Origin of the sequence: Blastococcus sp. KM273129 (assembly GCF_021698995.1) — a bacterium.
Classification (GTDB): domain Bacteria; phylum Actinomycetota; class Actinomycetes; order Mycobacteriales; family Geodermatophilaceae; genus Blastococcus.
In genome coordinates, this window is record NZ_SSXB01000073.1 from 1 (window position 1) to 21,558 (window position 21,558).

Consider the following 21,558-nt stretch of genomic DNA (forward strand, 5'->3'; position numbering starts at 1 on the left):
CCATCGGGGGTGGGCCGCCGCGCCCCGCTCAAGCACCGCTCCGGGACGCCGATCTCGCCCTCGTGCCCGGGACGACGCAGGACGAGTCAGCGCCGCGGTTCGAACCGCCGGCGTCCCCCTTCGACGCCCACGCCGCGCTGGTGCACCTGCTCGGCCGGCTCCGTGCGTCGTCCGGGGCCACCCGCGTGTCGGTGTGGGTGCACGAGGCCACCACCGAGCTCGTCGTCCCGTTCCGCCGGTCCACCGCCGCGACCCGCGACCCGCTGCCGCTGCACCCGGCCCTGCGGACCCCCGCCAACCTGCGCGACTCCCCCTTCCTCGCCGCCGTCGTCACCGGCCGCCGGGCCGTCGTCGCCCACGCCGGCGGCCGCCGCGCCGAGGACCGCGAGCTCGCCGACGTCGGCATCCGCTCGGGGCACGGTGAACCGCTGCTGCTCGACGGGCAGGTCGTCGGGGTGCTGACCGTCGAGCCCGCCGCCGCCGCGGCCCCCCACCTGCTGCGCCAGGCCGCCCCCCGGATCGCCGTGGCGCTGGCCGAGGCGTGGGCCCGGCGCGCCGAGCAGCGCCGGCTGCACCAGGCCGGCGTCCTGCTCACGCTGATCGAGTCCGCCGCGCAGGCCCAGTCGATGGACCACCTGCTCGGCTCGGCCTGCCGCCAGCTCGCCGAGCTCGGGGAGGTGGAGCGCGCCTGCGTCTTCCTGCTCGAGGACGGCCGCCTGGTGCCCCGCATGGCCGCCTACGCCGACGGCCGGCGCGACCTGGCCACCTGGCGGCAGTTCCGCACCGCACCCGTGCCCCTGGAGCTCGCCGAGACGGTGCTGCGCACCGGGGCCCCGCTCACCGCCGACCGCGACTCCGAGCTGGTGTCGGGCTGGTGGGTCGACTCCTTCCAGATCGCCTCGGCGCTCGCCGTACCGCTGGGCCGCAGCCCCGAGCTGGCCGGGGTCCTCACCCTGGACAGCACGCAGGTGCGGCCGTTCTCCGAGGACGTCCGCCGGCTGGCCGCCGCCGCCGGCGCGCACCTCGGGGGCGTCATCGAGCAGGCGCGCACCAGCCAGGCGCGGGCGGCCTCGCTCACCACCGCCCGGGTCGTCCGGCAGCTGCTCGTCGACGGCTCGGCGGTCACCGGCGCCGCGGCCGCCGCCGAGGTGCTGGCCCGGGCCGTCCAGCGGCTGGCCGGCACCGACCGCAGCGCCGCCTACCTGGTCGACGACGTCGGCCGCATCGGCGAGGTGCGGCACGTCGGCTGGGCAGAGGAGCACGCGCAGGTGGTGCGCGCCCGGCTGGTCGGGCGACCGGCGTCCGCCGTCCCCCTGTGGCGGCTCGCCACGGAGGAGCCCGTCCCCGTCTTCGTCGAGGACGCGGCCGCCACCGACCTGCTCGACGCGGACCTGGTGCGCGCCCTGGACCTGCGCTCCTACGTCAGCGTCCCGCTCATGTCCCGCGACCGGCTCCTGGGGCTGGTCGTCACCGGTTCGGTCGGCACCGCCCGCAGCTGGAGCCCCGCGGAGCGCGACGCCGTCCGCCAGGTCACGCTCGAGGGCGCCCTGGTCGTGGAGAACGCCGAGCTGCGCGCCGCCGAGCAGGAGCGCCTGGCCCAGCTGGCCACCGAGGCGCACCACGACCCGCTCACCGGCCTGCCCAACCGCCGGAAGTTCCTGGAGACGGTGGACCGGACCGTCCGCGGTGACCCCGACCGGCGGTCCGCCCTGCTGATGGTCGACCTCGACCGCTTCAAGGAGATCAACGACAGCTTCGGGCACGGCGTCGGCGACGACCTGCTCTGCCTGGTCGGCCCCCGCCTGCAGCGAGCGCTGCGGCCCGGGGAGCTGCTGGCCCGCATGGGCGGGGACGAGTTCGCCGTCCTGCTGCCCGACGCCGACGCCGAGCGGGCGCGCGAGGTCGCCGGCGGGCTGGGTACCGCGCTGCGCGACGCCTTCGTGCTGGCCGGCATGTCGCTGCACGTGGACGCGAGCATCGGCATCGCCCTCTGCCCGGACCACGGCCGCGACCGGTCGCTGCTGCTGGCCCGGGCGGACTCCGCGATGTACGCGGCGAAGCGCGGGCGCCTGGGCTACGAGGTGTGGGCGCCCGACGGCACCCCCGCCAGCCGCGACCGGCTGCAGACGCTGGAGCAGCTCCGCTCGGCCCTCGACGGCGACGAGCTCGTCAACCACTACCAGCCGCAGCTGGACCTGCGCACCGGCACCGTCGCCGGCCTCGAGGCCCTGGTCCGCTGGAACCACCCCGACCGCGGCCTGCTCTACCCCGACGTCTTCCTGCCCCTGGCCGAGCAGGCCGGTCTCATGCGCCGGCTCGCGCTGCGGGTGCTGGAGCAGGCGCTGCGCGACCTGCGCACCTGGCGCACCCAGGGCCACGACCTGTCGATCGCGGTGAACCTGTCCGTGTCCAACCTGCAGGACGTCGCCCTGCCCGAGCAGGTGCAGCTGCTGCTGGACACCTGCTCGCTGCCGGCCGGCTCGCTGGTCCTGGAGATCACCGAGGACGTCCTGATGGCCGACGCCGCCCGCAGCCAGCAGGTCATGGCCGGGCTGCGCCGGCTGGGCGTGCGGTTGTCGGTGGACGACTACGGCACGGGGTACTCGTCGCTGTCCTACCTGCGTGCGCTGCCGGTGGACGAGCTCAAGCTCGACCGCAGCTTCGTCACCCACCTGACGTCCGACCCGCGGGCGGCGGCGATCGTGCGCAGCACGCTGCAGCTGAGCCGCGACCTCGGGATGAGCATGGTGGTCGAGGGCGTCGAGGACGCCGACGCCCTCGCCGCGCTGCGCGAGTGGGGCTGCCACGTCGCGCAGGGCTACCACATCTCCCGGCCCATGCCGGCCGAGCGGGTGCTGGGCTGGCTGAACGCCCGCCCCCTGCCCGCGGCCGCCCCGCGGCAGGGCTGAGCAGGGGCGCCTCCGCGCCCGGCGGCGCCGACCGCCATGATCGTCGCCGTGACCACCGCAGCCCCCACCCGGGTCGCCGGGCTGGAACGCCTGGCCGCCCGCACCTGGCGGGGGCTGGAGGAGGAGCCCTACGGCGACTGGCTGCTGCGCGCCGGCGGCGGGTTCACCGGGCGGGCCAACTCGGTGCTGGTGACCGGGGACCCACCGGGAGGCGTGCGCCCGGCGGTCGACACCGTCACCGGCTGGTACGCCGACCGGGGGCTGCGCCCGTGCGCCGCCGTCCCGGTGCCCGGGGGCGAGGCCGCCGACGCCGCGTTCGCCGCCGCGGGGTGGACCCGCGACGAGGACGTCCTGGTGCTCGTCGCGCCGGCGGGCCCCTGGCCCGCCGTCGACGTCCCGGTGCAGCTCGACGACGCACCCGACGCGGCCTGGCTGGCCGGCTACCGGCACCGGGGCGCGGCGCTCCCGGCCACCGCGGCGGCCGTCCTGCGCAACGCCGAGCGGCCGCTGTTCGCCTCCGTCCGACCCGACCCCGTGGCGGCCCGGCCGGCCGCGGTGGCCCGCGGTGTGGTCGTCGACGAGTGGCTGGTGGTCAGCGCGGTGACCGTCGACGAGCCCTACCGTCGGCGCGGCCTGGCGACGGCGGTGATGGCGGCGCTGGCCACGGAGGCCCGCGCCCGCGGGGCGACGTCCTGCCTGCTGCAGGTGACCGCGTCCAACGCCCCGGCGCTGGCCCTCTACGCCCGGATGGGGTTCACCGAGCACCACCGCTACCACTACCGGTGGGCCCCGCCCGGCTGACCCGGCGGGCGGGGGTGCCCAGCGCCAGGCCCAGGGCGAGCGCCGCGGCCAGCACCCCCAGCAGCAGGAACGCCGTGCTCACGAGGCCGAGCGAGCCCCCGGAGACCAGCAGCAGGTCACCCTCGGGGCGCCGCACCATGGCCGCGACCACGACGGCCAGCCAGGTGACGGCGGGGAGAGCGGCGACAGCCTTGGAGCCGCTCAGCCGCAGCGCGGCACCGACCAGCAGCAGGTTGCCGGCCACCGCGGCCGCCACCGAGACCGGCACCAGCACGCCCCCCACCCGCAGCGGCAGCCAGAGGACCTCCACGACGGCCAGCCACCCGGCGACCACGACGGCGGCGATCCCGATGCCCACCGTGACCGGCCCGCGGCCCGTCACCCCTGGAGACCGGCGAAGAGGTCGTCCTCCCGGCCGTCGGGCCCGGCGGCCGGGCCGCGCTCGCCCGCGACCTGGCGGTAGTACTCGACGCCGAGCACCTCCTGGCCCAGGTTGTTCGACAGCGCGAAGAACGGGCCGTCGACGGTGATCTGGGTCGGGTGGGCGCGCATGGCGGCGTCCTTGCGCCCGGCGTAGGCCCGGGCGTCCACCGCGCAGGTGACGACCTCGTCGGGCACCACGAAGGGGATCTCGTCGAGGTCGCCCAGCCCCTCGAACGGCGAGGCCTCGCCGAGGGCGGCCATGGCCTCGACGCCCTCGCGCACCACCGAGCGAGGCATGGCGTTCCAGTAGACCTTCGCCACCTCCCAGGCGGCACCGAGGTCGGGCCGGTGGCCCGGGTCCGCCGCGGCCTCCACCGCCCGCATGGCCACCCGGTGCGCCTGGATGTGGTCGGGGTGCCCGTAGCCACCGAACTCGTCGTAGGTGACGACCACCTGCGGGCGCACCTCGCGGACCACGGCGACGGCGTGCGCCACCGCCTCGTCGAGGTCGGCGTTCCAGAAGGCCCGCGGGTGCTCGTTCGCCGGCGTGCCCATCATCCCCGAGTCGCGGTAGCGCCCGGCCCCGCCGAGGAAGCGGAAGTCCTCGACGCCGAGGGCGGCCATCGCCCCGCGCAGCTCCCAGATGCGGTAGCCCCCGAGCTGGTCGGCCTGGTCGGCGGCGAGCTGGGACAGCTCGGGGACCAGGATCTCGCCCTCCTCCCCCAGCGTGCAGGTGAGCAGGGTGACCCCGACGCCCTCGGCGACGTAGCGGGCCATCGTGGCCCCGTTGTTGATCGTCTCGTCGTCGGGGTGCGCGTGGACGAGGAGCAGGCGTCGGTCGGCGGTCACGGTCGGCCATTCTCCCCGAGGCGGCGTGCGGTGCGAGCAGGGCCGGGCCGCGCCCACGCCCTCCCCCGCCGCGGCGCGTCCTCCCCCACGGCGCACCGCGAGGGAGGACGCGCCGGGATCAGGGCAGGTGGTCCCGGCGCGAGGTGCTCAGCCCTCCGTGGGCACGACGGCGCGCGCCTCGGCGAAGTGGCAGGCCGAGGGGTGCCCCTGGCCGCGGTCGACCAGGGCCGGCGGCTCGGTGGCGCAGATGTCCTGGGCCTTCCAGCAGCGGGTGCGGAACCGGCAGCCCGACGGCGGGTTGGCCGGGCTCGGCACGTCGCCCTGCAGCAGGATCCGCTCCTTGAGCCCGCGCAGGTGCGGTTCGTGCACCGGGACCGACGAGAGCAGCGCCTGCGTGTAGGGGTGGGCGGGCGAGCCGTAGACCTGCGCGTCGGTGCCCTCCTCCACGATGCTGCCCAGGTACATCACCGCGACGCGGTCGGAGATGTGGCGCACCACCGACAGGTCGTGGGCGATGAACAGGTAGGAGAGCCCGAAGTCGTTCTGCAGGTCCTCGAGCAGGTTGACCACCTGCGCCTGCACCGAGACGTCCAGGGCGCTCACCGGCTCGTCGCAGACGATGACCTCCGGCTGCAGGGCCAGGGCCCGCGCGATGCCGATGCGCTGCCGCTGGCCACCGGAGAACTGGTGCGGGTAGCGGTTGACGAAGTCGGGGTTGAGGCCGACCCGCTCCATGAGCTCCTGGGTGCGCTGCAGGCGCCCCTTCCTCGGTGCGATGTCCGCGTGCACCGACCAGCCCTCGGCCACGATGTCGCCCACGGTCATGCGCGGGTTCAGCGAGGCGTAGGGGTCCTGGAAGATGATCTGCACCTCGCGCCGGTACTGCTTGAGCGCGCGGCCGCTCATCCGCGTGACGTCCTCGCCCTTGTAGAGGATCTGCCCGTCGGTCGGCTTCTCGAGGGCCACCAGCATCTTGGTGACCGTCGACTTGCCGCACCCGGACTCCCCCACCAGGCCGACCGTCTCGCCACGGCGCAGCGAGAGGTTGACGCCGTCGACCGCGCGGACGTGGCCGACCGTGCGCTTGAGGACGATGCCCTGGGTCAGGGGGAAGTGCTTCTTGAGGTCCTTGACCTCGAGCAGCACGTCACCCGGCGTGTGCGTCGGGCGGCTCGCGGCCGCCTCGGCCAGCGCCCGGTCCACCTCCGCGGACGGGTCGGCTGCGCTGCTCCCGGAGCTGGCGTCAGACACCGAGGACCTCCTCGCTGTAGTGGCAGGCCGCCTGGCGCCCCGGGACGACCAGCCGCAGCGGCGGGACGTCGGCGACGCAGTCGCGGCCGGGTGCGGCCTGCGCACCCGTGCGCCGCTTGGGGCAGCGCGGGTGGAACGGGCAGCCCGACGGGATGGCGGCCAGGTTGGGCGGCTGCCCGCCGATCGGCTGGAGCCGGCCGCCCTTGACCTCCACCTGCGGGATGGAGCGCATCAGGCCGTCGGTGTAGGGGTGGGCGGGGTTGCCGAACACCTCGTCGACGGTGCCGCGCTCGACGATGCGGCCGGCGTACATGACGGCCACGTTGTCGGCCACCTCGTTGACCACGCCGAGGTCGTGGGTGATGAGGATGAGCCCCATCCCGGTGTCCCGCTGGAGGTCCTTGAGCAGGTCCATCACCTGGGCCTGGACGGTGACGTCGAGCGCGGTGGTCGGCTCGTCGGCGATGAGGATGCGCGGGTCGAGCGCGAGCGCCATGGCGATCATGACGCGCTGCCGCATGCCGCCGGAGAACTGGTGCGGGTAGTCGTTCACCCGCTCCTTGGCGGCCGGGATGCGGACCCGCTCCATCAGCTCGACGGCGTGCTGCTTGGCCTCCTTGCGGGAGGTGCCCCGGTGCGCGCGGAACATCTCGCCGATCTGGAAGCCGACGCTGTACACGGGGTTCAGCGCGGAGAGCGCGTCCTGGAAGATCATCGAGATCCCGGGCCCGCGGACCTTGCGCTGCTCCTCCTCCGGCAGCGTGAGCAGGTCACGCCCCTCGAACACGATCCGGCCGCTGGTGATCTCCGCCGGCGGGGTGTCGAGGATGCCCATGATCGCCTGGGCGGAGACGGACTTCCCGGAGCCGGACTCGCCCAGGATCGCGAGGGTCTCCCCCTCCGAGACGGTGTAGCTCACGCCGTTGACGGCGTTGACCAGGCCCGACCCGGTGCGGAACTGCACCCGGAGGTCGTCGACCTCGAGGATGGGCGTCCCGGCACCGCGGGCGGGGCTGGTGGGGACGGACGACGATGCGGTGCTCATGAACGCTGCTTCGGGTCGAGGGCGTCGCGCAGGGCGTCACCCATGAGGACGAAGGCCATCACCGTCAGGGTGAGGATGAGGCTCGGGAAGAGGACCGCGTGCGGCGCGGTGCGCAGCAGGCTCTGCCCGGTGTTGATCTGCAGGCCCCAGGAGATCGCCGGCGGCTGCAGCCCGACGCCGAGGAAGGTCAGCGTCGCCTCGGCCGCGATCAGGATGCCGATGGTGATCGTGGCGTAGACCAGCACCGGGGCGACGGCGTTGGGCATGATGTGCCGGACGAGGATCCGGGTGTTGGAGGCGCCCATCGCCCGGGCCGCGGCGACGTAGTCGGAGTTCTTGATCGCGATCACCTGCGAGCGGACCAACCGCATGGCGGTCATCCAGCCGAACAGGGCCAGCGCGATCGCCACCGCGACCACACCGCGGCCGAGGATGCCGCTGCGCAGGACCACCAGCGCACCGAGGATCAGCGGCAGGGCGTAGAAGATGTCCGCGATCCGGGACAGGATGCTGTCGGTCACGCCGCCGTAGAAGCCCGAGATGGCGCCGACGAGGACACCGAGCACCAGGATCACGACGACGGCGAGCAGGCCGATGATCAGCGAGTTCCGAGCGCCGTACACGACGTTGGCCAGGTAGTCGCAGCCCTGCTGGTCGAAGCCGAACCAGTGCTCCGCCGAGGGCTCGGCGTTGCTGTTCGACAGGTTGCACGAGCGCGGGTCGACGCCCCGGGCGAAGACCGACGGCAGCAGCGCCATCGCGACGAAGAGCAGCCCCAGGACCGCGCCGATCCAGAAGAGCACGTTCCGCCGGAGCTGGCGCCAGGCGTCGCTCCACAGGCTGTTCTGGCGCGCCTCGCCCCCCGGCTGGTCGGTCGCGCCGGTCACACCACCGGCCCCGGCCTCGTCGTGGCCCAGGGTCGTCAGGTTCGGGTCACTCATAGCGGATCCTCGGGTCGAGGACGGCGTAGAGCACGTCGACGACCAGGTTGAAGAAGATGAAGACGAAGACCAGGAGCGTCACGATGCCCACGACGACGGCGCCCTCCTGGGCCCGCACGGCGTCGAAGACCGCCCGCCCGATGCCCGGCAGGTTGAACACCGTCTCGGTGACGATCGCACCGCCCATGAGCGTGCCGATGTCGGCGCCGATGAACGTGACCACCGGGATCAGGCTGTTGCGCAGGGTGTGCCGCACGATCACGTCACGGCGGGGCAGACCCTTGGCCCGGGCGGTCCGCACGTAGTCGGCGCGCATGTTCTCGGCGATGCTCGTGCGGGTCAGCCGCGCCACGTAGGCCAGCGAGCCCGCGGCGAGCACCAGCCCGGGCAGCAGGAAGCTGTACCAGCCCTCGTTCACACCGGCGATCGGGAACAGGCCGAGCTGGAGCCCGAAGGTGAACTGCGCGATGAACGCCAGCACCAGGATCGGGATCGAGACGATCAGCGTGGTGCTCACCAGCACGACGTTGTCGAAGAAGCCGTTCTTGCGGATGCCGGCCAGCACGCCGGCGACGATGCCGATGAGGATCTCGAAGGCGATGGCCACCACGGCCAGCTGGACCGTGACCGGCATCCGCTGGCTGATGGTGTCGATGACCTCGCGGCCACGGAAGTCGGTGCCGAAGTCGCCCTGGAGCAGGTCACCGAGGTACTTGACGTACTGCAGCCAGAGCGGGTCGTTCAGGTTGAACTCGTCGGTCAGCTGGGCCACCACGGCCGGCGCCAGCGGGCGGTCGCCCCCCAGCGCCCGGATGGGGTCGCCCGGCAGCGCGTAGACCAGGGCGAAGATCAGGAACGAGGCCCCGAGAAGGACGGGGATGGTGAGTAGAAAGCGGCGCGCGATGTAGCGGCCCATGTCGCTCCTCGGTCGGGACGCCTCTCACCCATGTGGCGAGCGGGGAGGCGTCGTCCATGATGCGGGACGAGCCCGAGCGGCCGACCGCCGGGGAGCCCTGCCCGGTCTGGGCGGGGATCCCCGGCGGCGGCCTGCGGTGCGGTGTGGGTCAGCTGACCGGGACCACGTTGGCGACGTCGATGTCACCGAAGACGTCGATCACCACGTCGCTGACGTTCTCCGAGTGCCCGGCCTGCTCGAGGTCGAAGAACATCGGGATGATCGGCATGTCCTCCAGCAGGATGTCCTCGGCCTGGTTGTAGAAGTCCAGGGCCTCCTCGTTGCTGCTGGCGCTGTTGCCCTGCTGGATCAGCTCGTCGAACTCGGGGTTCGAGTAGAACGTGGCGTTCGAACCCGCCGGCGGCAGCGCGGCCGTGGAGTACAGCGGCTCCAGGTAGTTCTGCGGGCTCGGGTAGTCCATGCTCCAGCCGAGGCGGAACGGACCGGTCACACCCTGCTCGTCGAGCAGCGGCAGGTACTCGGCGAAGTCGAGCTCGCCCCGGAGGACGTAGTCGACGCCCAGGTTCTCGCGCAGCTGGTTGCCGACGGCCTGCACCCAGGCGTCGTGGCCGGCGCCCGCGTTGAACCACAGCTCGATGGGCTGGCTGCGGTCGAAGCCGGCCTCGTCCAGGAGCGCGTTCGCCGCGTCGACGTCCAGCTCGCAGTACTCGCAGACGCCCTCGCGGTAACCGTCGACGACGGGGGCGACGTAGGCGTCGGCCGGCGTGCGGCTGCCGTTGAAGATGGCGTCGGAGATCGCCTGGCGGTCGACGGCCATCGACAGCGCCTGCCGGACCCGCGGGTCGGAGTAGCGCTCGTCGTAGGTCGGGAAGCCCAGGTAGGTGAACCCGGACGACGGCGCCTCGAGGAAGCGGTCGCCGAGCACGTCCTCGGCCGAGGCCAGGGCGTCCGGCGGCAGGTCCGGCAGGACGTCGAGGTTGCCCGCCTGCAGGTCGTTGTAGCCGGTGTTCAGGTCGGCGTAGACCCGGAACTCCACGCTGTCGGCCACCGCCGGGTCCTCGCCGGCGAAGTCCTCGTAGCGGGTGACGGTGATGCCCTGACCGGGGACGAACTCGCCCTCGGCCTGGAACGGGCCGTTGCCGATCGGCTGCGTGCCGAAGCCCTCGGGGTCCTCGAAGAAGGCCTCGGGGAGCGGCCAGAAGGCGTTGTAGCCGACGGTCACCGGGAACTGGGCGAACGGGGAGGCGAGCTCCACCTCGAAGGTGGTGTCGTCGATGACCCGGAGGCCGCTCATCTCCTGGGCGGCCGGGTCGCCGGTGACGTTGCCCTCGGCGTCGGTCGGGGCCTGCAGGTCGTCGTACCCGAGGATGTTCGAGAAGAAGTACGACGCGCCCTGGGCGTTCGGGCTGTAGGCGGTGTAGTTCCACGCGTCGACGAAGGACTGCGCGGTCACCGGGGTGCCGTCGTGGAAGGTCCAGCCGTCCTTGAGCGTGACGGTCCAGGTGGTGTTGTCCTCGGACTCGATCGACTCCGCGACACCGGTGTACTCGACGGCGCCGTCGGCGGCGTACTCGACGAGACCCGTCCACAGGGAGGAGATGACCTGGTGGCCCTCGCTCTCGGTGGTGTTGCCCGGGATCAGCGCGTTCTCCGGCTCATCGACGTAGACGCTGAACGAGCCGCCACCCTCGGCGGAGGTGCCGCCGCTCCCGCCACCGTTGTCATCGCTGCCACCACAGGCGGACAGCATCATCGCGGCGGCGACGCCGGCCGCGACGAGCCCACCTCTGCGCTTGCTCAACTTCACGTGCAATGCCTCCCTCGACCCGCACCAGCGGGGGGAACGGACAGGTCGACCAGGCCCCGAGGGGGCGAGTGGTCGACAGATTGGTCTCGAGCCGGACGCAACCGGACCAGGGAGGCCCGGGACTGCGACGGGTGGACCCTAGGCACGCCTCGGAGGGGGTGTCCACGGACGTCACCGACTTGTGACCTGGGCTCACGATCCGCGCCGCAACCGTAACTTCCACGCCCCGCGGCGCGTCCGGCGGGCCGTCCTCCGGTCGTCCCGGCCGGTGCGCCGAAGCCTTTCCCGGGGACGTGTCACGAGCTGCCGGGCCGGGTACCCGCTGGTCGATCCGACGACGACCGGAGGGCAGCGATGACCGGCACCGAGAAGTTCACGAACAAGGTCGAGGAGATGTCCGGCAAGGGGAAGCAGGCGCTCGGCGACGCGACCGACGACCGCGACCTCCAGGCCGAGGGCAAGAAGGAAGAGTCCAAGGGCAACCTCAAGCAGGCCGGCGAGAAGGTCAAGGACGCCTTCAAGAAGTAGGCGGGGCCCTCCCAGGACGCCCGACGGGCGCCGTCCCCCGAGGGGGCGGCGCCCGTCGGGCGTTTTGTGCACAAAGCGCCCGGGTGGCACCCGTGTGGCGTTGTGTGCACACAACGCCCGGGGGGTCCGGGCTCAGCCGAGCAGCGCGGCCCGGATCCGCGCGACGACCGCGTCCATGTCCCGGAGGTCGTGGGCGGCGAGCCGGACGACCCGCCACCCCGCGGCGGCGAGGCGGCGGTACCGCTCGTCGTCGCGCGCGATCTGCAGATCGTCGAAGTGATAGGCGCCCTCGTACTCGACGACGACCCGCTGCTCCGGCCAGGCCAGGTCCACCTGCCCGAGCCAGGCCCCGCCCTCGACGACCTCGTACTGCGGCACCGGTGCCGGGAGCCCGGCCAGGGCGCACGCCACCCGCACCCACGACTCCGGCGGCGATCCGGCCCGCGCATCGACGAGCGCGAACGCCCTGCGGGCGCGTACCGCACCCCACCGCCCGACGCCCGCTCGGACCAGCCCGGCGAGGCCCGCCACGGTGAGCAGGTCGGCGCGCACCATCGCGTCGAGGACGCCGACCGCCGTCGCGGTCGACTCGAGCGCGGCGACGTCCCACGCGGTGCGCAGCGGGGTCGTGCACCGCAGGCCGTCGTCCGTCACCTCGACGTCGGCCGCCGGCAGGGCGACCCGGCGCACCCGGACGCCGGCCGGCCCCCGCCACTGGAGCTGCTCCGGCACCAGCACGGTGACCTGGTCCCCGTAGCCGGGCTGCGGCGCGCCGAGGACGGCCGCTGCCGAGCGGGCACCGAGCGCCGCCCCCGGCGGCATGAGGAGGGCGGTCGCACGGCAGCGCAGGAGGTGGTCCCGCGGGAGGGACGGGTCGGCGTAGACGCCGCGGAGCACGCGCACGTACGGGCCGTCCCTCAACTGGCGGCGGCTGAGGACGCCCTCGGAGACGGCGTGGGCACCGACGAACACGCCGTGGAGGCCCTGGGAGCGCAGGAGCACGAGCCGGATCCTGGCGGCCGGCGCCGGATCGCCGCTGCCGTCGTCCACACCCCGGCGTTATGTGCACAAAACGCCCGGAGAGGGGTCAGCTCCTGGTGAGGAGAAGTCGGACGGCGGGCAGCAGCGGGCGGTCGGCGGGGATCCAGTCGAGCGCGTCGAGGTCGGCCGCACCCACCCACCGCAGCTCGGCGTGCTCCCGCGCCACCGGCCGGCCGTGCGTGATCCGCGCCTCCCAGACCCGCATCGTCGAGGCGCCGGGTGCCCCTCCGGCGACGACCCCGTCGAGCGGCACCTCCCCGAGGAAGGACCGGGGCGCGACGGTGACCCCGAGCTCCTCGGCGCACTCGCGGACCAGCGCCGCGAGGTCGGTCTCCCCCGGGTCGACCTTGCCGCCGGGAAACTCCCAGCACCCGTCGAACGGCCCGCCCGAGCGCTGGGCGACCAGCACCCGGTCCCCCTCGACCAGCGCCGCGCCCACGACCTGGACCACCTCGCGCGCCCGCAGCGCGGCCCCGGCGGACAGGGCGTCCAGGTGCGCCCGCATCGCCCGCTGCACCCGCGGCCGCAGCGCCCGGTCCGCGACCCACCCCACCGGGCCGGGCAGCCCGGTCGCCCACTCGACCTGCTCCTCGACCCGCGTGCCGGCCGCGGTGGCCGTGAAGCGGCGCACGTGCTCGACCCGGCCGCGGGGACCCAGCGGCGCGGCGAAGGCGTCCCGCTCCGGGCGCACGGACCCCACCTCGCGCAGCGGGAACGGCCACGGGCGGCCCAACGCACGGGCGACGTCGAACGCCACGGTCAGCGGCGCCTCCACCAACGCGGTGAAACGCAGCCGGGACACCGGGGCACTCTCGCAGATGACGGCAGTATGGGCAGCGTGCGCATCACCGCCCGGGTCGACTACGCCGTCCGCGCCGTCCTGGAACTCGCCGCGGCGGCACCCGAGGCGCTGACCTGCGACCGCATCGCGACCGCGCAGGGCATCCCCAACCGCTTCCTCCAGGCGATCCTCGCCGACCTGCAGCACGCCCGCCTGGTCACCAGCCAGCGCGGCCGGGACGGCGGGTACCGGCTGGCCCTGCCCGCCTCGGAGATCTCCATCGCCCGGGTGATGCGGGTCGAGCTGGGGTTCCTGGCCGAGGTGCACGGTCAGCGGCCCGAGGAGGTCACCTACCCCGGCCACGCCGCCGGGCTGGCCGAGGTCTGGGTCGCCGCCCGCGAGGCCTACCGCCGAGTGCTGGAGGGGGTCACCGTCGCCGACGTCGTCGCCGGGACGCTGCCTCCGCACGCCGCCGAGCTGGTCGCCATCGACACCGCGTGGCGGTCGTTCAGCGAACCCACGCCCCGCTGAGCGGCGCCGGGCCCGCCCCCGCCGGGTGATCCCCGCACCCGACCGCGCGGGATGTGGGAGGATCGCCGGCATGACGGACCGCGGCAGCCTCCTGGTCGCGCGCCTGCACATCGACCTGGCGCTCGTCTCCAGCGCCGCCTGTCGCGCCCTGCGCTGACCCAGGTCCCCCGCGCAGCTGTCCCGCTGCGTCCCGAACCAGCAGCGCCCCACCCCGGCCGACTGCCGGGCCGTCGGCGAGCGCAGGAAGAAGTACGCCACGTGAGCACCCCCACCCGCACCAGCAACCGGCCCCAGCGGGGTCAGGGCCAGTGGGCGCTGGGCTACCGCGAGCCGCTCAACCCCAACGAGCGGATGAAGAAGGACTCCGACGGCCTCGAGGTGCGCCAGCGGATCCTGGACATCTACTCGAAAACCGGCTTCGAGGGCATCGACCCCGGCGACCTCCGCGGCCGGATGCGCTGGATGGGTCTCTACACCCAGCGCGCCCAGGGCATCCCCGGCGGCAAGACCGCCGTGCTGGAGCCCGAGGAGCTCGAGGACTCCTACTTCATGATGCGGGCCCGCATCGACGGCGGGCAGCTGACCAGCGACGCGCTCCGCGTGCTCGGCGGCATCAGCACCGAGTTCGGCCGGGACGTCGCCGACGTCACCGACCGGCAGAACGTCCAGTACCACTGGATCCGCATCGAGGACGTGCCCGAGATCTGGCGCCGGCTGGAGTCGGTGGGCCTCTCCACGATGGAGGCCTGCGGCGACGTGCCGCGCGTGATGCTCGGCTGCCCGCTCGCCGGGATCCTCGAGGACGAGGTGGTCGACGCCACCGACGTCATCGCCGAGACCGTCGCCAAGTACGTCGGCAGCCCGGAGTTCAGCAACCTGCCGCGCAAGTGGAAGACGTCGATGTCGGGCTGCGTCGACCACTGCACCGAGCCCGAGATCGACGACGTCTCGTTCGTCGGGGTCGTCAACGAGGCGGGCGAGGCCGGTTACGACCTGTGGGTCGGCGGCGGGCTGTCCACCAACCCGATGTTCGCCCAGCGGATCGGGGTCTTCGTCCGGCCCGACCAGGTGACCGACGTCTGGGCCGCCTGCACCGCCGTCTTCCGCGACTACGGCTACCGCCGGCAGCGCAACCGCGCCCGCATCAAGTTCCTCATGGCCGACTGGGGCCCGGAGAAGTTCCGCCAGGTGCTGGAGGACGAGTACCTGAAGGAGCCGCTGCCCGACGGCCCGGCCCCCGCCCCGGCCAAGCACGACCAGCGCGACCACGTCGGTGTCAGCCGGCAGAAGGACGGCCGCAACGCCGTGGGCTTCGCGCTGCGCACCGGCCGGATCAGCGGCACGCTGCTCACCACGATCGCCGACCTCGCCGACGAGTACGGCCAGGGCCGCATCCGGACGACGACGCAGCAGAAGCTGGTCATCCTCGACGTCCCGGACGAGAAGGTCGAGGCGCTGGTCGACGCGCTGGCCGAGCACGACCTGCAGGTGCGGCCCAGCGCCTTCCGCCGCGGGACGATGGCCTGCACCGGGCTGGAGTTCTGCAAGCTGGCGATCGTCGAGACCAAGCACTTCGCGCAGGAGGTCTACGCCGAGCTCGAGCGCCGGCTGCCCGACTTCGACACCCCGATCGGGATCAACATCAACGGCTGCCCGAACAGCTGCGCCCGCTTCCAGACCGCCGACATCGGCTTCAAGGGCTCGATGGTGCGCGACGACGCCGGCGAGATGGTCGAGGGCTTCCAGGTGCACCTGGGCGGGCACCTGGGCGTGGAGCGCACCTTCGGCCGCAAGTTCCGCGGCCACAAGGTCACCAAGGGCGAGACCGCCGACTACTGCGAGCGCGTGCTCCGCGGCTTCCTCGAGCGCCGGACGCCGGGTGAGTCCTTCGCCCACTACGTCGCCCGAGCCGAGGAGGAGTGGCTGCTGTGAGCGAGGAGTCGACGTCGGGAAGGACCCGCCAGCTGCCGGTGTTCCACTGCCCGTACTGCGGCGACGAGGAGCTCACGCCGTACGAGGACGGGTGGCGCTGCGGCGCGTGCCTGCGGGCCTTCTCGGTCCGCCTGATCGCCACGGGGGTGCAGGGATGACCATCGCGCTGCGTCCCACGCCGCTGCTGGCCCAGGCCGCCGACGCCTGGTTCGACGGCATCGCCGACCCGGTTGAGCAGGCGCTCGCCGTGCTCACCTGGGCCGGCGACACCTTCGGCGACGAGTTCGCGATCACCTCGTCCATGGCCGACGGGCTGCTCGCGCACCTGGCCTCCCGGGCGATCCCCGGCGTGCACGTCGTCTTCCTGGACACCGGCTACCACTTCGCCGAGACGATCGGCACCCGCGAGTGGATCTCCTCGGTGCTGCCCATCACGCTCGTGAACGTCGAGCCCGAGCAGACCGTGGCCCAGCAGGACCTCGAGTTCGGCCCCGCGCTGCACGACCGCGACCCCGACCTGTGCTGCTCGCTGCGCAAGGTGCAGCCGCTGGCCCGGACCCTCTCCGGCTACGTCGCCTGGGGGTCGGGGGTGCGGCGGGACGAGTCGCCGACCCGCGCCGGCACGAAGATCGTCGACTGGGACGCCAAGCGCGAGATGGTCAAGATCAACCCCATCGCCGCCTGGACGCAGGACGACGTCGACCGGTACATCGCCGAGCACGCCATCCCGGTGAACCCGCTGTTCGAGATCGGCTACGGCTCGATCGGCTGCTCCCCCTGCACCCGGCCGGTCGCCCCGGGCGAGGACCCGCGCGCCGGACGCTGGGCGGGCTCCACCAAGACGGAGTGCGGCCTCCACACCTGACGGACCCCCGTCCCCCTCACGCCTCGCAAGCTCGGCGCGAGCCACCGGAGGGGGCGTTCCAGCACGTCACCAGCCGTTCGAGTGCGTCACCATGGGGGCATGCCTCGCCCGCCGCGGTTGCCCGATGACGAACTCGCCGCTGCGCTGGCCTCGCTGCCGCGGTGGAGCGGCGACGGCGACGGCCTGCGCCGGACCGTCGAGCTGCCCAGCTTCCGCGACGCCGTCGCCGCCATCGTGGCGATCGCCGACGTGGCCGAGGAGATGGACCACCACCCCGACGTCGACCTGCGCTGGCGGACGCTGCACCTGACCCTGGTCAGCCACTCCGCGGGCGGGGTGAGCGAACTGGACCTCGAGCTCGCCCGCCGGATCGACGCGCTGCTCCCCTGACCGGCGCCGGCCCCCGCACCGTGCGGTGCGGGGGCCGGTGCGGCCCCCTCCCGGCCCCGCCCCGAGCGTGCGAGGGGTGGGGTGGAGGGAGCCCGTCCTCAGCTGCCGACGCGCCCGCCGTCGGTGCGGTAGACGACGGCGACGCTGGGCCGCGGGAAGGGCCGGTACGCCTGGAAGTCCGGCCACCGGCTCGAGGGGTTCTCCACCGTGGACCCCGTGGTCTCCCCCGGGTGCTGGACGGCGACGAACACCGACCGGGCGTCCCGGGTGATCAGCGGCCCGCTGCACTCGGCACCCAGCGGCACGGTGAGGAACGCCTTCAGGTGCCCGCGCTCGGGTCCCGCCGTCGGCACCGCGAACAGCCCGTCGTTGGTCCCGCCGAGGGTGCCGACGGCCTGGTTGCGGACCGACAGCACGTTGCCGTCCGTGGAGATCCACAGGTTGCCGGCGGGGTCGAACTCCAGGTTGTCCGGGCAGGAGATGGCGCTGACCTTCGACCGGTCGTACCCGGCGAAGTACGTGCCCGGGTACTGCGGGTCGCCGCAGACCAGGAAGATCCGCCAGGTGAAGGAGGTCCCGCCGGCCGACCCGGTCTCCTCCCACTCGATCACGTGCCCGTTCCGGTTGCCCGGCTGCTGCTCGAAGGTGGCCGGTGTGCCGGCCTCCTCGTCGGCGGGCTCGAACGCGTAGGAGCGGGTGAGCGGGTTGGCCTCGTCGGCGCCCGGCCGGCCGTTCACGCCGGTGCGGGCGGAGTTGTTGGTGAGCGCCGCGTAGACCCGCCCGTTGACGGGGTTGACCTGGATGTCCTCCGGCCGGTCCATCCTGGTCGGCACCAGCGCCGGGTCGACGACGACCGGGTTGGCCGGGTCGGGGAAGTCGCCGTTGCCGTCGAGCTGCTTGCCGAGGCGGTCGGCGGCCAGGCGGGTGAAGGTGAGCACCCAGGCGACGTCCTTGCCGGGGATCATCGACCGGCCGTCCTCCACCAGCGGGATCCACTCGCCGTAGCCGTCGAACTCGCCGTCCGCGGGCAGCGCGCCGCTGCCGTCGATCTCCGCTGCCGGGGAGTCGCCGACGAAGCGGGCGACGTACAGGTCGCCGTCCTCGAGCAGCGTCAGGTTGTGCGCCCGCGACGCGCTGTCGGTGCCGGGCCGGTAGGTCTTCCGCGAGACGAACTTGTAGATGTAGTCGAACCGCTCGTCGTCCCCGGAGTAGGCGACCACGCGGCCGTCCTCGGCGATCTGCACGTTGGCGCCCTCGTGCTTGAACCGGCCGAGCGCGGTGCGCTTCTTCGGCGTCGATGCCGGGTCGTAGGGGTCCACCTCGACGACCCAGCCGAAGCGGTTCACCTCGTTGGGCTCGCGGGCCAGGTCGAAGCGGGCGTCGACCTCGTCCCAGCGCCGGCCGGCCGGGCGCGTGGTCGAGACGCCGTAGCGCGCCAGCCGGGGCTCCTTGGCGCTCTCGGTGATCGGCGTCGTCGTCCCGAAGTACTGGTTGAAGTTCTCCTCGCCGTGCAGCGTGGTGCCCCACGGGGTCATGCCGCCGGCGCAGTTGTTCAGCGTGCCGAGGACGGTGCGTCCCTGCGGGTCCGCGCTGGTGCGCAGGTACGGGGAGCCGGCCGCGGGGCCGGTGAGCTCCATCGGTGTGTCCGCGGTGATCCGGCGGTTGCGCCGGCCGTTGCGGACCGGGCGCCACTCGCCGGTCCTCCCGTGCCGCTGCACCTCCACGACGGAGATGCCGTGGGCCATCATGGCGATCCGCTTCTGCTCCGGCGTGGTCGGCGCGGACTCGCTCGCCACCCCGGCGAACATCAGCTGCTCGTTGGTGTACTCGTGGTTGACCACGAGCAGCGCCTGGCGGTCGCGGTCGTCCAGCGGCAGGAAGCCGATGTAGTCGCAGTTGTAGCCGAACTGCATGGCCTGCGCCTCGGGGGTCTGCCGGTCGATGCGGAACGGCGGCGCGCCCGGCAGCACCGGGTCGCCCCACCGCATGACGACGGAGTAGCGGTACCCGCTCGCCGTGACCAGCTCGTCGAGGAAGTTCTGCTCGACCGGCTGGAACGTCAGGTCGCCCCCCGGGGCAGGGGTCACGCCGCCACCTGTCGGCACCGGCTGCTGCTCCCGGGCGGCCGCGGAGGCGACCGGTCCGGCGGCGACGAGCAGCGCGCCCGCCCCGGCCGCCTTCAGAATGCTGCGGCGGCTGAAGGCGGTCTCGACGACCTCGGCGAACGTCGGGTTGTCGGTCTGGTTCGGAACGGCGGTGTCGCAGGCGTTGCCGCACTTGTAGTAGCAGGTGGCGTGGCTGCGGCTGCCGTGGCGGATGCCGGAGAACAGCGGCAGGAGCGCGCGCTTGCGCGGCTCGAGGATGTCGGTCATCGGTCCCTCTGGTCGCGGGGCTGTGGGGGCCTTCGCACCCAAACGGGCCGTGACGACGCAGCGGTGGCAACCGGGTGAACGGCCGGCGAGCAGTCGGCCACCGATCGCGGTCAGCCGGTGACGGGCAGCACCAGCAGCGCCAGGAGGCGGTCGGCCTCGGCATCGGGATCGGCGGTCAGCCCGGTGTGCACGGGACCCGGCTGGACCACGGTGCTCCGCGGCGCGGTGAGCCAGCGGAACCGGGACCCGAGGGCCTCGCGCCCGGCGGCGCCGGCCACCGGGGCGGCCGAGCAGACGTCCGCGGCCGCCTGCAGCGCGCGGCCGATCGCCGCGGGGTCGGCCGTCGGGTCCAGCGCGCGGAGCCGGTCGGCGTCCAGGTGCAGCCGCGACCCGAGGTAGTCGCGCTGCCGGCAGTAGACGATGACGCCGGCGTTGAGCAGCTCACCGCGATCGACGCGCGGCACCACCCGCAGCACCGCGTACTCGAAGGTGTCCATCACCGCTGGCTGACCCCCTCGGGCGGCGGGGGTCCGAGCCACGCGGGCCGGTTCTCCCCGCGCGGGGCGCGCCGGCGGCCCGCTCCCCCGGCGGCGGCCGCGGCGACCAGCCCGGGCAGCCACGCGGGGCGCGCCGCGAGCCGGGCCAGCAGCTGCCCGGCGTACCGGGCCCGGGCCTCGTCGGGCGACGGACCGGCCGCGGGGTCGTCGAGCCACTCGTCGGGCACCTGGGCGAGCACCCGGCCCAGCAGCTCCCGGGTCACCCGGTGGGCCAGCGCCGCGTCGGCCGCCGTCACGTCGGGGCTGCACTCGACCAGGGCGTGCGCCGAGGCGTCGTAGGGGCGCTCGACGGCCGCCGCGGCCCCGGGCCAGTGGTGGTGGAAGGTGAGCGCCGCACCGTGGTCGATCAGCTGCAGCCGCCCGTGCCAGAACAGCATGTTGGGGTTGCGCCAGGAGCGGTCGACGTTGCCGATCAGCGCGTCGAACCACAGGACCCGGCCGGCGAGCTCCGGGTCGACCCCGTCGGCGCCGGCCTCGAAGTCCAGCGCGCCGGGCAGGTAGTCCAGTCCCAGGTTCCGCCCGGCCGAGCGCTGCAGGAGCTCCTGCACCTCGTGGTCGGGCTCGCCCACGGCCAGCTCGGGCACGACGTCGACGGTGACCAGCGCGGGGACCGGCAGCCCCAGGGCCCGGGCGAGCTCGGCGCAGACCACCTCGGCCACCAGGACCTTCACGCCCTGGCCGGCCGCCCGCCACTTGACGACGTAGGTGCCCAGGTCGTCGGCCTCCATGAGCCCGGGCAGCGACCCACCCTCGCGCAGCGGGGTGACGTAGCGGGTGGCGGTGACCGAGGGCAGCACAGTGACGGCCAACCTACGCCCGCCCTCGCGGCCGGGGCGGCTGCGCCACCCGTCGGGGGGACCCGCCGTCCGAGGAGCCGGGCGCCGAGGTCCCGGGCGCCCTCGCCGAGCTGCACCGGCGGCTGGCCGCTTCCCACGTGGTCTGACTGTGAGGGTGGCCGGAGACTGGCCACGTGGGACTGCTGCGCGCGCTCGACCCGGTCGCGCTCGCCGGTGCGCCGCTGACCTACGCCGAGGTCGGCGCGACGGCGGACGCGGAGTTGCCCGCCGGGTACCGGGTCGCCGAGCACTCGGTGGTGGTGGGCACCGGCCGCGCCGCGTTCGAGCGCGCCGCGGAGGCGGTCCTGGGCTGGCGGGCGCAGCGTGCCGCGGGGCTGCGGGTCCGGGCGACGGGACCGGCCGGCACCCCGGGCACGGTCGTCGTCCTCACCGCGGGGCTGCCCCGGTTCGGCTACGACATCCCCTGCCGGGTGGTCTGGGCCAGCACCGGGGGCGACGAGCGGGGCTTCGCCTACGGCACCCTCCCGGGCCACCCGGAGAGCGGCGAGGAGCGTTTCGCGGTCCGGCTGACGGCGTCGGGCGACGTCGTCTTCACCCTGCGGGTGTTCTTCCGGCTCGCGTCACCGGCCGCGCGGCTGGCCGGCCCGCTCTCGCTGGCCCTCCAGCGGCTGGCCACCGCCCGCTACACGGCGGCGGTGCGCCGGGCCGCCGGCTGCAGCTAGATGTACTGATCGGGCAGGTTGGTGCACTGCCTCCGCTGAAGGCGGATCTTGATGTGAGGAGGGACCTCCGGGTTGGTTGTGGGAGCCGCCAAGCACCCAC

21 protein-coding genes are annotated in these 21,558 nt (G+C 73.9%); 9 read left to right on the forward strand and 12 right to left on the reverse strand.

Translation table 11 applies throughout. The annotated features are described in order from the left end of the window. Positions 1 to 2,909, forward strand: a 2,909-nt coding sequence (locus E9565_RS17285) for an EAL domain-containing protein (protein ID WP_236836063.1), incomplete at its 5' end; no start/stop codon positions are given. 48 nt (positions 2,910 to 2,957) lie between these two features. Beyond that, positions 2,958 to 3,710: a GNAT family N-acetyltransferase gene (locus E9565_RS17290; protein ID WP_236836065.1), complete on the forward strand. Its 753-nt coding sequence runs from the start codon at positions 2,958 to 2,960 to the stop codon at positions 3,708 to 3,710. Here the strand turns inward: E9565_RS17290 and E9565_RS17295 are convergent. The 7 genes from E9565_RS17295 to E9565_RS17325 form a co-directional block, all read right to left on the reverse strand. Continuing rightward, positions 3,664 to 4,092 carry a hypothetical protein gene (locus E9565_RS17295; protein ID WP_236825995.1) on the reverse strand — a complete coding sequence of 143 codons (429 nt, stop codon included), beginning with the start codon at positions 4,090 to 4,092 and terminating at the stop codon, positions 3,664 to 3,666. The two genes, E9565_RS17290 and E9565_RS17295, sit on opposite strands and share 47 nt — an antisense overlap. Further along, positions 4,089 to 4,982, reverse strand: coding sequence for an N-acetyl-1-D-myo-inositol-2-amino-2-deoxy-alpha-D-glucopyranoside deacetylase (gene mshB / locus E9565_RS17300; RefSeq protein ID WP_236825996.1), 894 nt, complete (start codon positions 4,980 to 4,982; stop codon positions 4,089 to 4,091). Before mshB ends, E9565_RS17295 begins: the two co-directional genes overlap by 4 nt. A gap of 147 nt (positions 4,983 to 5,129) precedes the next feature. After that, positions 5,130 to 6,173 (reverse strand): dipeptide ABC transporter ATP-binding protein, encoded by a 1,044-nt coding sequence (locus E9565_RS17305; protein WP_255714841.1) that lies wholly within the window; start codon positions 6,171 to 6,173, stop codon positions 5,130 to 5,132. Positions 6,174 to 6,225: 52 nt separating this feature from the next. Then, the gene (locus tag E9565_RS17310) at positions 6,226 to 7,278 is read right to left on the reverse strand and encodes an ABC transporter ATP-binding protein (RefSeq protein ID WP_236825998.1); all 1,053 of its coding nucleotides are present in this window, start codon (positions 7,276 to 7,278) and stop codon (positions 6,226 to 6,228) included. Further along, positions 7,275 to 8,219 (reverse strand): ABC transporter permease, encoded by a 945-nt coding sequence (locus tag E9565_RS17315; protein ID WP_236825999.1) that lies wholly within the window; start codon positions 8,217 to 8,219, stop codon positions 7,275 to 7,277. Before E9565_RS17315 ends, E9565_RS17310 begins: the two co-directional genes overlap by 4 nt. Continuing rightward, positions 8,212 to 9,135: an ABC transporter permease gene (locus tag E9565_RS17320; protein ID WP_236826000.1), complete on the reverse strand. Its 924-nt coding sequence runs from the start codon at positions 9,133 to 9,135 to the stop codon at positions 8,212 to 8,214. The genes E9565_RS17315 and E9565_RS17320 overlap by 8 nt, the downstream gene beginning before the upstream one ends. A 148-nt stretch (positions 9,136 to 9,283) precedes the next feature. Further along, on the reverse strand, positions 9,284 to 10,942 hold the full coding sequence (locus tag E9565_RS17325; protein WP_236836067.1) for an ABC transporter substrate-binding protein: 1,659 nt from the start codon (positions 10,940 to 10,942) through the stop codon (positions 9,284 to 9,286). A 354-nt stretch (positions 10,943 to 11,296) separates the two neighbouring features. Here E9565_RS17325 and E9565_RS17330 point away from each other — a divergent pair, with 354 nt between their 5' ends. Further along, positions 11,297 to 11,470 (forward strand): CsbD family protein, encoded by a 174-nt coding sequence (locus E9565_RS17330; RefSeq protein ID WP_236826002.1) that lies wholly within the window; start codon positions 11,297 to 11,299, stop codon positions 11,468 to 11,470. 132 nt (positions 11,471 to 11,602) lie between these two features. On the opposite strand, the gene E9565_RS17335 is transcribed toward E9565_RS17330, so the two are convergent. Together E9565_RS17335 and E9565_RS17340 are read right to left on the reverse strand one after the other, a co-directional pair. Then, a complete protein-coding gene (locus E9565_RS17335) occupies positions 11,603 to 12,472 on the reverse strand; it encodes an endonuclease domain-containing protein (RefSeq protein WP_236836068.1) in 870 nt (289 codons plus the stop codon). Between the two features lie 85 nt (positions 12,473 to 12,557). Beyond that, entirely contained in the window at positions 12,558 to 13,313 is a 756-nt protein-coding gene (locus tag E9565_RS17340) for a (deoxy)nucleoside triphosphate pyrophosphohydrolase (RefSeq protein ID WP_236826004.1), read from the reverse strand. Positions 13,314 to 13,340: 27 nt separating this feature from the next. Here E9565_RS17340 and E9565_RS17345 point away from each other — a divergent pair, with 27 nt between their 5' ends. The 5 genes from E9565_RS17345 to E9565_RS17365 all read left to right on the forward strand — a co-directional run bounded on the left by E9565_RS17345 (position 13,341) and on the right by E9565_RS17365 (position 17,010). Further along, positions 13,341 to 13,823, forward strand: coding sequence for an Rrf2 family transcriptional regulator (locus E9565_RS17345; protein WP_236826005.1), 483 nt, complete (start codon positions 13,341 to 13,343; stop codon positions 13,821 to 13,823). A gap of 258 nt (positions 13,824 to 14,081) precedes the next feature. After that, entirely contained in the window at positions 14,082 to 15,755 is a 1,674-nt protein-coding gene (locus E9565_RS17350; protein ID WP_236826006.1) for a nitrite/sulfite reductase, read from the forward strand. Further along, the gene (locus tag E9565_RS17355; protein ID WP_236826007.1) at positions 15,752 to 15,913 is read left to right on the forward strand and encodes a hypothetical protein; all 162 of its coding nucleotides are present in this window, start codon (positions 15,752 to 15,754) and stop codon (positions 15,911 to 15,913) included. The genes E9565_RS17350 and E9565_RS17355 overlap by 4 nt, the downstream gene beginning before the upstream one ends. Next, on the forward strand, positions 15,910 to 16,620 hold the full coding sequence (locus E9565_RS17360) for a phosphoadenylyl-sulfate reductase (RefSeq protein ID WP_236836070.1): 711 nt from the start codon (positions 15,910 to 15,912) through the stop codon (positions 16,618 to 16,620). The genes E9565_RS17355 and E9565_RS17360 overlap by 4 nt, the downstream gene beginning before the upstream one ends. A 99-nt stretch (positions 16,621 to 16,719) precedes the next feature. After that, positions 16,720 to 17,010: a 4a-hydroxytetrahydrobiopterin dehydratase gene (locus tag E9565_RS17365; protein WP_236826009.1), complete on the forward strand. Its 291-nt coding sequence runs from the start codon at positions 16,720 to 16,722 to the stop codon at positions 17,008 to 17,010. Positions 17,011 to 17,108: 98 nt separating this feature from the next. Here the strand turns inward: E9565_RS17365 and E9565_RS17370 are convergent, their stop codons facing one another. The 3 genes from E9565_RS17370 to E9565_RS17380 form a co-directional block, all read right to left on the reverse strand. Continuing rightward, positions 17,109 to 19,382 (reverse strand): PhoX family phosphatase, encoded by a 2,274-nt coding sequence (locus E9565_RS17370; RefSeq protein ID WP_236836072.1) that lies wholly within the window; start codon positions 19,380 to 19,382, stop codon positions 17,109 to 17,111. Between the two features lie 110 nt (positions 19,383 to 19,492). Then, the gene (locus tag E9565_RS17375) at positions 19,493 to 19,879 is read right to left on the reverse strand and encodes a DUF3037 domain-containing protein (RefSeq protein WP_236826011.1); all 387 of its coding nucleotides are present in this window, start codon (positions 19,877 to 19,879) and stop codon (positions 19,493 to 19,495) included. After that, positions 19,879 to 20,748 (reverse strand): HipA family kinase, encoded by an 870-nt coding sequence (locus E9565_RS17380; RefSeq protein WP_236826012.1) that lies wholly within the window; start codon positions 20,746 to 20,748, stop codon positions 19,879 to 19,881. Before E9565_RS17380 ends, E9565_RS17375 begins: the two co-directional genes overlap by 1 nt. A gap of 161 nt (positions 20,749 to 20,909) precedes the next feature. On the opposite strand from E9565_RS17380, the gene E9565_RS17385 reads away from it, so the two are divergent. After that, the gene (locus E9565_RS17385; RefSeq protein ID WP_236826013.1) at positions 20,910 to 21,458 is read left to right on the forward strand and encodes a DUF1990 family protein; all 549 of its coding nucleotides are present in this window, start codon (positions 20,910 to 20,912) and stop codon (positions 21,456 to 21,458) included. Positions 21,459 to 21,558 lie beyond the last annotated feature (100 nt).